The 10,472-nt window shown below is 52.1% G+C and carries 9 protein-coding genes; all 9 read right to left on the bottom strand.

Annotated elements, in window-relative coordinates; translation table 11 throughout:
• Nucleotides 1-74 precede the first annotated feature (74 nt).
• Nucleotides 75-794: a hypothetical protein gene (locus J2T37_RS10990; protein WP_253355884.1), complete on the bottom strand. Its 720-nt coding sequence runs from the start codon at nt 792-794 to the stop codon at nt 75-77.
• Nucleotides 795-908: 114 nt separating this feature from the next.
• Nucleotides 909-2,108, bottom strand: coding sequence for a 2-oxoglutarate dehydrogenase complex dihydrolipoyllysine-residue succinyltransferase (gene odhB, locus J2T37_RS10995; protein WP_253355886.1), 1,200 nt, complete (start codon nt 2,106-2,108; stop codon nt 909-911).
• Between the two features lie 104 nt (nt 2,109-2,212).
• Nucleotides 2,213-5,041 carry a 2-oxoglutarate dehydrogenase E1 component gene (locus tag J2T37_RS11000; protein WP_253355888.1) on the bottom strand — a complete coding sequence of 943 codons (2,829 nt, stop codon included), beginning with the start codon at nt 5,039-5,041 and terminating at the stop codon, nt 2,213-2,215.
• 228 nt (nt 5,042-5,269) lie between these two features.
• Nucleotides 5,270-6,553, bottom strand: coding sequence for a citrate synthase (gene gltA, locus J2T37_RS11005; protein ID WP_253355889.1), 1,284 nt, complete (start codon nt 6,551-6,553; stop codon nt 5,270-5,272).
• A 96-nt stretch (nt 6,554-6,649) separates the two neighbouring features.
• Nucleotides 6,650-6,919: a succinate dehydrogenase assembly factor 2 gene (locus tag J2T37_RS11010; RefSeq protein ID WP_253355890.1), complete on the bottom strand. Its 270-nt coding sequence runs from the start codon at nt 6,917-6,919 to the stop codon at nt 6,650-6,652.
• A gap of 2 nt (nt 6,920-6,921) precedes the next feature.
• A complete protein-coding gene (locus J2T37_RS11015; protein WP_253355891.1) occupies nt 6,922-7,629 on the bottom strand; it encodes a succinate dehydrogenase iron-sulfur subunit in 708 nt (235 codons plus the stop codon).
• A 130-nt stretch (nt 7,630-7,759) separates the two neighbouring features.
• A complete protein-coding gene (sdhA, locus tag J2T37_RS11020; protein ID WP_253355892.1) occupies nt 7,760-9,523 on the bottom strand; it encodes a succinate dehydrogenase flavoprotein subunit in 1,764 nt (587 codons plus the stop codon).
• Between the two features lie 3 nt (nt 9,524-9,526).
• Nucleotides 9,527-9,868: a succinate dehydrogenase, hydrophobic membrane anchor protein gene (gene sdhD / locus J2T37_RS11025; RefSeq protein ID WP_253355893.1), complete on the bottom strand. Its 342-nt coding sequence runs from the start codon at nt 9,866-9,868 to the stop codon at nt 9,527-9,529.
• Entirely contained in the window at nt 9,862-10,239 is a 378-nt protein-coding gene (gene sdhC, locus J2T37_RS11030) for a succinate dehydrogenase, cytochrome b556 subunit (protein ID WP_253355894.1), read from the bottom strand. Before sdhC ends, sdhD begins: the two co-directional genes overlap by 7 nt.
• Nucleotides 10,240-10,472 lie beyond the last annotated feature (233 nt).

Raw genomic sequence — 10,472 nt, forward strand, 5'->3', positions numbered from 1 at the left:
GGCGTTTTAACAACAGTGAAATAAAATCTCAAATTTCTATTTTGAAACAGTTAGTAAAAGGTAATTTGCTCTAATTATCTAGTACAGCCCCTTTTTTTATCTACCGGCGCGTCCTTATCCAAACTGTTGCCGTACTCATCCCACATCTTAGCATACTGGGTTACGGTTTTCTCATCCTGCCCCCATTCCGCTCCTAACTGCCCGTTGGCATAAAAATAACGTACAGTCGGCGTTTCCGTGTCGGCCTCCAGCATTTCCAAACGCTTATCACCGTTTTCAGACAGTATGACCACATAGCCGTTATTCTGTTTGCTTTTCATGGCAAACAATCTGCCATTGCGGTAGATATTCTTCTGAACCAGCTTACCATTCTGGTAAACTATACTTTCTGCCAGTTTGCCGTCAGGAAGATAAGAATTAACAACACCACTATGCGCTCTAGTAGCAATGAAGTTACCAATTTCTTCATCTTTAGCCAATATAAAGGCATTTGACTGCTTTTTCCCATCGGCATAGAAGTCCTGCACCACCATCAAACCGTCTTTGGTTTTACCCAACACCTTACGCATAAATTTGCCATCGGCAGCTTGTGCCACCGGTTCGCCGGTGTCAGAAAAATAAAGCGTTTCTTGCTCTGCAACCGGATAACGGATTTTCTTGACAGCAACATCGCCCATGCGCACGGCTTCGGCATAGCCAATCCCTTTTGCGCCAGAATATTCTGCCTGCCGATGCGATGTTGCGCAGGCAGTCAACGCTAAGGCGGCAAGCGCCGTTATCAATAATTTCTTCATTGCATGCTCCCTTTTGTTTCGTACAAAAACCACACAATCAAACAGCTGTCAAAAAAGACATATATTCAGACGGCCTCGGTTACGCCGTCGCGCACCAAGGCCGTCTGAAAACACTTACAAATCTAGCAGCAGACGTGCTGGGTCTTCCAGCGCGTCTTTAATCGCCACCAGCGTCAACACCGCTTCGCGGCCGTCGATAATGCGGTGGTCGTAAGACAAGGCCAGATACATCATCGGGCGCACGACGACTTGGCCGTTTTCCACCACGGCTCGTTCTTTAGTGGCGTGCATACCCAAGATGGCCGATTGCGGCGGGTTAATAATCGGAGTGGACATCATCGAGCCGAACGTGCCACCGTTGGTAATGCTGAATGTACCGCCGGTCAAATCTTCCAAAGCCAGTTTGCCGTTTTTGGCTTTTACGGCGTAATCGACGATGGCTTTTTCGATATCGGCAATGCTCATTTGATCCGCGTCGCGCAAAATCGGCACGACCAGTCCGCGCGGGCTGCCCACGGCGATACCGATGTCGAAGAAGCCGTGGTACACGATGTCGTTGCCGTCAACCGAGGCATTGACTACCGGGTATTTTTTCAATGCGGCAACGGCGGCTTTGACAAAGAACGACATAAAGCCCAGTTTCACGCCGTGTTCTTTCTCGAATTTCTCTTTGTATTTGGCACGCAAATCCATCACCGGCTTCATATTGACTTCGTTGAACGTCGTCAGAATGGCATTTTCCTGTTGCGAAACCAGCAGGCGTTCGGCCACACGCGCGCGCAGACGGCTCATCGGCACACGCTGCTCGGGGCGTGTGCCGATGGGTGCGGGCGCACTTGCAACCGGTGCAGCAGCCGGTGCGGGTTGCGCGGCAGGTGTTGCAGCCGGAGCAGGTGCAGCGGCGGCGTTTTGCACGTCTTCTTTCAATACGCGGCCGTCGCGACCCGAACCTTGCAGACTGGCGACATCGACACCGTTTTCTGCGGCCAGTTTCGCAGCGGCAGGCATGGCGGCAGCTGATGTTGCGGCAGCTGGGGCAGCTTCTGCGGCAACGGGGGCTACTGTTCCGGCAACAGCGGCGGTGTCAATACGCGCCAATACCTGATCGGCGGCCACGGTCTCACCGTTTTGCGCCACGATTTCGGTCAACACACCCGCCTGCGGTGCGGGTACTTCCAACACCACTTTATCGGTTTCGATGTCAATCAGAATTTCATCGCGGCTGACGGCTTCGCCAATCTTTTTTTTCCATTCCAGCAACGTACCTTCGGATACGCTCTCGGACAGCATGGGTACTTTTACTTCGATAATCATTTTATTGTCTCCGTGCGGCCGTTTTCAGACGGCCTTTGATGTGGTCTGCCACAGCCTGCCGCCTGTCTTACAATATCGGGGCAGACTGTATATCGCTTGCGGTATCAGAACGTAAACGCGTCTTCAACCAACTGTTTCAACTGGGCAACGTGTTTACTCATGTAGCCGACGGCGGGCGAAGCGCTGCTCGGACGACCTGCGTAAGTCAGTTTCTGCTGCTCGCCGATGACGCTTTCCAAACGGTGGCGGATTTGGTAGAACGCGCCTTGGTTCTGTGGCTCTTCTTGCGCCCAAACCACAGATTTTGCATTCGGATATTTCGCCAATTCAGCTTTGACTTCGTCATACGGGAAGGGGTAAAGCTGTTCGATACGCACAATCGCCACATCGTTTTCCAGCTTGCGCTCGGCGCGGCCTGCTGCCAAATCGTAATACACCTGACCGGCACACAAAATCACTCGTTTGACGCTGCCGTTGTCGGCACGTTCCGCCGTGTCGCCGATAACAGGACGGAAGCGCGAACCTTCGGTAAAGTTTGCCAGCGGACTCATCGCGTCTTTGAAGCGCAACAGGCGTTTGGACATGAAAATCACCAGCGGTTTGCGGTAAGAACCCAATACTTGGCGCTGCAACAGATGGAACATCTGCGAAGCTTCAGACGGCATGATAATCTGCATATTGTTTTCGGCGCACAACTGCAACCAGCGCTCGACACGGCCGGAAGAATGCTCGGGGCCTTGGCCGTCGTAGCCGTGCGGCAGGATGGTGGTCAGGCCGCACAAGCGTCCCCATTTGGTTTCGCCGGATGACAAGAATTGGTCGATGACCACTTGCGCACCATTGGCAAAGTCGCCGAATTGCGCTTCCCAAATGGTCAGTTTGTCCGGTGCGGAGCAGGCAAAACCGTATTCGTAGGCCATTACCGCTTCTTCGTTCAAAATCGAGTCGATGACCAAGAAATTGGCGGCGTTTTCGCCCATGTGCATCAAGGGGACATACGAGCCGTCGTCCCATTTTTCACGGTTTTGGTCGTGCAACACGGCATGGCGGTGCGAGAACGTACCACGGCCGGAGTCTTCGCCGGAAATGCGCACACCCGCGCCTTTGGTCAGCAGGTTGGCATAAGCGATGGTCTCCGCCATGCCCCAGTCAACCGGCTGCTCGCCTGCAGCCATGGCTTTGCGCTGTTCCAAGACGCGTTTGGCGGTCGGGTGCAGCGCGAAACCTTCTGGCACGGCGGTAAATTTATCCGCCAAGCGCTGAATGTCGGCAGCCGGAATACCGGTTTCCACGTCTTCGCGCCAGTCTTTGCCTTGGTATTTACTCCAGCGGATGCGTTTTTGCGCAAAATTGCCCAAAGTGGTCTGCTCGACATGTTCGCCTTTGTCCAAAGCGTCGCGGTAGGCTTGTACATAACCCTCGGCTTCATCAGCGGTAATCACGCCTTCAGACACCAATTTGTCCACATACATGGCGCGTGCGCCGGGATGTTGGTGGACTTTTTTGTACATCATCGGTTGGGTCAGGGTCGGGTCGTCACCCTCGTTATGCCCCCATTTACGGAAGCAGACCACATCGACCACGATGTCTTTATTGAAGGTTTTGCGGTAATCCAGCGCGGCTTGCAAGGCAAAGCAAACGCGCTCGACATCATCGCCGTTAACATGAATGACCGGCGCGGCCACCATTTTGGCGATGTCGGTACAGTGTACGGTCGAGCGGGTATCGCGCACGTCGGAAGTGGTAAAACCGATTTGGTTGTTGATAACGATGTGCACCGTACCGCCGGTGGTGTAACCGCGCGTTTTAGAAAGGTTGAACGTGGCTTGGTTAACGCCCAAGCCGATAAAGGCGGAGTCGCCGTGAATCAATACCGGCAAGACTTTTTCGCGGCCGTTGTCACCCAAGCGTTTTTGTTTGGCGCGGGTCGAACCTTCCACCACCGGATTGACGATTTCCAAATGCGACGGGTTAAACGCCAGTGAAACATGTACCGGCCCATTGGCGGTAGCAATGTCGGCGTCGAAACCCATGTGGTATTTCACGTCACCGCTCGGCTGTTTGATTTCGGCGCGGCCTTCAAATTCGGCAAACAAATCGCTCGGTTTTTTGCCCAAAGTGTTCACCAAGACATTCAGACGGCCTCGGTGCGCCATACCGATGATGACCTCTTCTACGCCGTCTTTGGAGGCGTTTTGAATCAGGTAATTCAGACCGGCAATCACGCTCTCGCCACCTTCAATACCAAAGCGTTTTTGGCCGACATATTTGGTGTGCAGGTAACGCTCCAGCGTTTCGGCAGCAGTCAGCTCTTTCAAAATGCGGCGTTTTTGCTCGACATTGAAATTCGGAGTAGATAATACGCTTTCGAAATAATGGCGAATCCAGCGGCGCTCTTCCGTATTCGGAATGTGCATGTATTCAAGAGCAACATGCCCGCAATAGGTCTGTTTCAAATCATTAATCAGGTGCGACAGCGCCATTTTGCCGCGACCGGCAAAATCGCCTTCGCCGATATTGAATTGAACCGCCATATCCGCGTCGGTCAGACCGTGAAACTCCGGGTCGAGCGCGGCAACATGCAGCGGAGGCATCCGTTTTAACAGATCAAGTTGAGCCGCACCGAAGCCCTGAATGCGGTAGGCCGACATCAAGCGCAATACGCCGACCTGTTTTTTCAGCATGGCTTCGTCAATATTACCGGCAATGGCGGCAGTGGCTTTTTTCTTGGCCAAATTCGCAAACGACTCGCGAATCGGCGCATGCGCCACATCCACCGCCACAGCGCCCGGCTGCTTGGTCAGCTCCGTAAAATACTGTTTCCATTTATCATCTACCGAGTTCGGATCCGCCAAAAAATGCTCATAAAGCTCCTCAATATAGGGAGCATTCGAACCGAACAGATAGGAGAAATTAAGTTTATCGTCCATCATGGCGTGTGCTCTTTTCTTTAAAATATAAATAAAGGGTAGAATTCCGTGCTACTTTAACGGAGTGAGGCCGTCTGAAGATGACACTTATTCTACCCTATTCCGAGTCAGCATGCCTTGCTGTCTGGTTCTGATTGACACATTACCTAAGCAGTGCGGCAGGCTGTTGATGATGCTCAACAACGATTTCGGAAATTCATTAACCTAACTAATGTTTTCAGACATACCTAATCAGCGTTTATCAGCCGGCACATAATCGCGGCGCTGCGCACCGGTATAAAGTTGGCGCGGCCGGCCGATTTTCAGCGACGGATCGCCAATCATTTCGTGCCAATGGGAAATCCAGCCTACGCTGCGCGACAGGGCGAAAATCACGGTAAACATTTCGGTTGGGATGCCCAAAGCCGACAATACGATACCGGAATAGAAATCGACGTTCGGATACAGCTTGCGCTCGACAAAGAACGGATCTTTCAGCGCGATTTGCTCCAACTCCATCGCCAACTTGAATTTCGGGCTGTCTTCCAAGCCCAGCTCTTTCAAAACTTCGTAGCAAGTCTCGCGCATAATATTGGCGCGCGGATCCATGTTGCGGTACACGCGGTGACCGAAGCCCATCAGACGGTATTTGCGCTGTTTCACGCCTTCCATATACTCGGCCACATTCGCCACATCGCCGATTTCTTCCAGCATTTTCAATACGGCTTCATTAGCACCGCCATGAGACGCTCCCCACAGGCTGGCGATACCGGCTGCAATACTGGCAAACGGGTGCGCACCGGAAGAACCTGCCAAGCGCACAGTTGATGTTGAAGCATTTTGCTCATGGTCGGCATGCAGAATAAAAATGCGGTCAAGCGCACGCGCCAACACCGGATTCGGTTTGTATTCTTCACACGGCGTGGCAAACATCATATGCAGGAAGTTTTCCGAATAGCTCAGGCTGTTTTTCGGGTAGTTGAACGGCAGACCGTTAGAATAGCGGTAACACATCGCCGCAATAGTTGGGATTTTGGAAATCAGACGATAAATGACAGTTTGACGATTTTCGGGTGTTGATACGTCTAAAATGTCCTGATAAAACGCAGACAATGCCCCCACTACCCCGACCATCATCGCCATTGGGTGCGCATCACGGCGAAAACCACGGAAGAACCAAGTCAGCTGCTCGTGCACCATGGTGTGCATGCGAATTTCAGTTTCAAACGCTTGTTTCTGTTCAACGGTGGGTAGCTCACCATAAATCAGCAGATAGCAGACTTCCAAGTAATCGGAATGTTCTGCCAACTGCTCAATCGGGTAGCCACGGTAATACAACAAGCCTTTTTCACCGTCGATATAGGTAATTTTGGATTCGCAGCTGGCGGTGGACACAAAACCGGGGTCAAACGAAAACAGCCCGGTATCTTTGGTCAGCGCACGGATGTCAACGACATCATTACCCAAAGCGGCTTCCAACACAGGCAGGGTCAAATCGTCTTTTCCGTCGATGTGAAGTGTTACTGATTTAGACATGGTATGCTCCTTTGTAAAGTGGGGCTTCGCGTTGCTGCGGTGCAGCACGGTCTTGTTTTCAGACGGCCTTAAGTCGGGTTATTGCTGCGGCAAACTTCAAACCGCGCTGCCTGTACCACCGGCCTGTCTGATTTTTTCGAGCATGGGAAGCAGGTGGGTCTTGGCGGTGTGCACGTGTCCGTTAATCAAGGCCAGCAGTTCCTGGTCTTGAAATTCGAGGATTTCGGCAAACTCGGCCAATTCCTGATTGCTCAACTGCTCAAATTCTTGTTCCATAAACCGGCCGAAAACCAAGTCTAATTCCAGCAGTCCTCGGCGGGTTTGGAAACGGATTTTACGTTTGGCAGTATCGTCAAATACCATCATTTTTATACAGCCCGTTTCAACATGATTTCTTTAATCTTACCGATTGCGCGGGTCGGATTCAAGTGTTTCGGGCAGACATCGACGCAGTTCATAATCGTATGGCAGCGGAACAGTCGGTACGGGTCGTTGAGGTTGTCCAAACGCTCGTTGGTCATGGTGTCGCGGCTGTCAGCGATAAAGCGGTAGGCGTTGAGCAAACCGGAGGGGCCGACGAATTTGTCGGGATTCCACCAGAAAGACGGGCAGGAAGTGGAGCAGCAGGCGCACAAAATGCATTCGTACAGGCCGTCCAATTCTTTGCGCTCTTCCTGCGTTTGCAGGCGCTCTTTATCGGCATCAATCGGATTATCGTTGACCACATACGGTTTAACCGAATGATATTGTTTGAAAAATTGGGTCATATCCACAATCAGATCGCGGATAACCGGCAAACCCGGCAGCGGACGGATTTTAATCGGCTGCTTCAGGCTGCGGATGTCGGTCAGACAGGCCAAACCGTTTTTACCGTTGATGTTCATGCCGTCTGAACCGCAAATCCCTTCGCGGCAGGAGCGGCGGAACGACAGGGTATCATCCTGCGCTTTAAGCTTGACTAAGGCGTCGAGCAGCTTCACATCAGTCGACTCGATTTCCAATTCGTATTTTTGGGTATAGGGTTTGTCGTCGGTATCGGGGTTGTAGCGGTAAACTTCAAAGCTTACTTTTTCCATGAGAAGTGTTCCTTTCCCACAGCGGCTGATTGGATTTGTGTTTTTGATACAGCCGTTGATGGCGGGTGTTTGTGTTTTGGTATTTTTCAGACGGCCTTTTTGGTTTCAGGCCGTCTGAAAACAGTACTGCTTAATACACGCGCTTGGCCGGTTCGATGTAATCGACGGTCAGCGGTTTGGTGTGTACCGGTTTGTAGCTTAAGGTATTGGTCAGCGGATGATACAACGTATGTTTCATCCAATTCACATCATCGCGCTCGGGATGATCGTCGGAGGCATGTGCGCCACGCGACTCTTTACGCGCTTCGGCAGATACCAAAGTCGCTTTGGCCACTTCAATCAGGTTATCCAATTCCAAAGCCTCGATACGCGCAGTATTCCATACTTTGCTCTTGTCTTTGATTTCGGTTTTTTTCACACGCTCGGCCAGCGCCATTACCTGTTTCACACCTTCTTGCAAGATGGCGTCGGTACGGAACACGCCGGCATGCAGCTGCACGGAGCGTTGCAGTTCACGGCGCAGCGCATCGACGTTTTCGCCGTCAGTTTGGTTGTCCAAACGCTCCAAACGCTGACGGGTCAGCTCGCCCGCGTTTTCCGGCAAAGGTTTCCAGCCGTCTTGCTCACGGATAAACTTAATCATGCTGTCGCCGCCGGACTTGCCGAACACCACCAAGTCCAACAATGAGTTAGTACCCAAGCGGTTGGCGCCGTGCACCGACGCGCAGGCGCATTCGCCCGCCGCATACAAACCCTTAACCGGCACTTCATACTCGTCGCCCTGCGGCACGATTACTTCACCCAGATAGTTGGTCGGAATACCACCCATCATGTAGTGGGTAGTCGGCACCACCGGAATCGGGTCTTTAATCGGGTCGATACCGGCAAACTGAATGGAAATTTCGCGGATACCCGGCAGTTTTTCCATAATCTTTTCCGCACCGATGTGGTCGATTTTCAGCAACACATGGTCTTTGTTTTTACCGCAGCCCCGGCCTTCGTAAATTTCCATCGCCATCGCGCGGGACACCACGTCGCGGGAGGCCAAATCTTTTACGGTCGGCGCATAGCGCTCCATAAAGCGTTCACCATCGGCATTGAGCAGAATACCGCCCTCGCCGCGCACGCCTTCGGTAATCAATACACCCGCACCCGCCACACCGGTAGGGTGGAACTGCCAAAATTCCATGTCTTCCAAGGGAATGCCCGCACGGGCGCAAATGCCCAAACCGTCGCCGGTGTTCATATAGGCATTGGTGGAAGAAGCATAAATGCGGCCGCCGCCGCCGGTGGCAAACATGACCGCTTTGGCATGGAAAATATACACGTCGCCGGTTTCCATCTCCATTGCGGTTACACCAACGACATCGCCGTCTTCGTTGCGGATTAAGTCCAACGCCGTCCATTCGACAAAGAATTGGGTATTGGCACGCACGTTTTGCTGATACAGCGTGTGCAGCATGGCATGGCCGGTACGGTCGGCCACGGCGCAGGCGCGTTCCACCGCGCGTTTGCCGTGTTCGGCGGTATGACCGCCAAACGGACGCTGGTAAATTTTGCCGCTTTCCACGCGGTCAAACGGCATACCCATGTGTTCCAACTCAATCACCGCTTCCGGCGCGGCGCGACACATAAATTCAATCGCGTCTTGGTCACCCAGCCAGTCGGAACCTTTGACGGTATCGTACATATGCCAGTCCCAACGGTCTTCCTGCACATTACCCAGCGAAGCGGAAATACCGCCCTGCGCCGCCACGGTGTGCGAACGGGTCGGGAAAACTTTGGACAATACGGCGCAATTCAGACCGGACTTGGATAATTGGAGGGCTGCGCGCAGACCTGCACCACCACCGCCGACAATCACGGCATCAAACTTACGGACAGGAAAACCCATTTTTTACCCCCAAATTACTTTAACTGAATAAACCATACAGGCCACCAACCAAACCACAGTGGCCGCTTGCAGACACAGACGGATACCAAACGGCTTGACATAGTCCATCCACAAATCGCGGATACCGACCCAGGCATGGATAAACAAGGCGATAAAGGTAATCTGGGTAAACAGTTTCACCCACGCATTGTTCCAAAACGCCTGCCATTCGCCGTGTTCGTTGGGCAGCAGCAGCAAAAAGGCAATCAGGGCAACGGTATAAACCAACATGACCACCGCCGTTATCCGTTGCGTCGCCCAGTCTTTCAAGCCGTAATGGGCACCAGCCAATTTACGATCTACCATAGCAGCGCTCCAATCACCACAGTCAGCACCAAAGCGGAAACAAACACGATTTTTGCGGTCAGACGCGCAGTTTGCAGCTCCAAACCTTTATGCGCATCGAGAAACAAAAAGCGCGTACCGGCCATCGCATGATGCAGAAACGCCCACAACACGCCGATTAAAGCCAGCTTGACAATCGGATGGGAAATAAAGTGCAGATAGGAAATAAACACCGATTCACGCTCCAGCGTGGCGGCGAGCAACCCCAGCAGAATCGGCAGGGTTACAAACAGGATGACACCGCTGACACGGTGCAAAATAGACACAATCCCCGGTATCGGCAGGCGGATATTGGGGATGTCCAGATAGACAGGACGGGATTTGGCAGGCATAGGTATGTTCCTCTGTCGTTATTATCATCTCAAAACCGTTTTGAACCTGGGCAGCGTAAACACTACACCAAGTTACATAGCGCATAATTTACAGGGTTTATCCCCGTTTGAACAGCCTAACTTGTAAATAATCTAATAAATTTTGGGGCTGTACTAGATAACTAGATTTATTCAAAATCATTTAGAATAAATCCCATGAAAAAAAGTCGACTGAGCCCTTATAAGCAAAACAA

It is taken from the genome of Neisseria perflava, assembly GCF_024170405.1.
Taxonomy (GTDB): domain Bacteria; phylum Pseudomonadota; class Gammaproteobacteria; order Burkholderiales; family Neisseriaceae; genus Neisseria; species Neisseria perflava_B.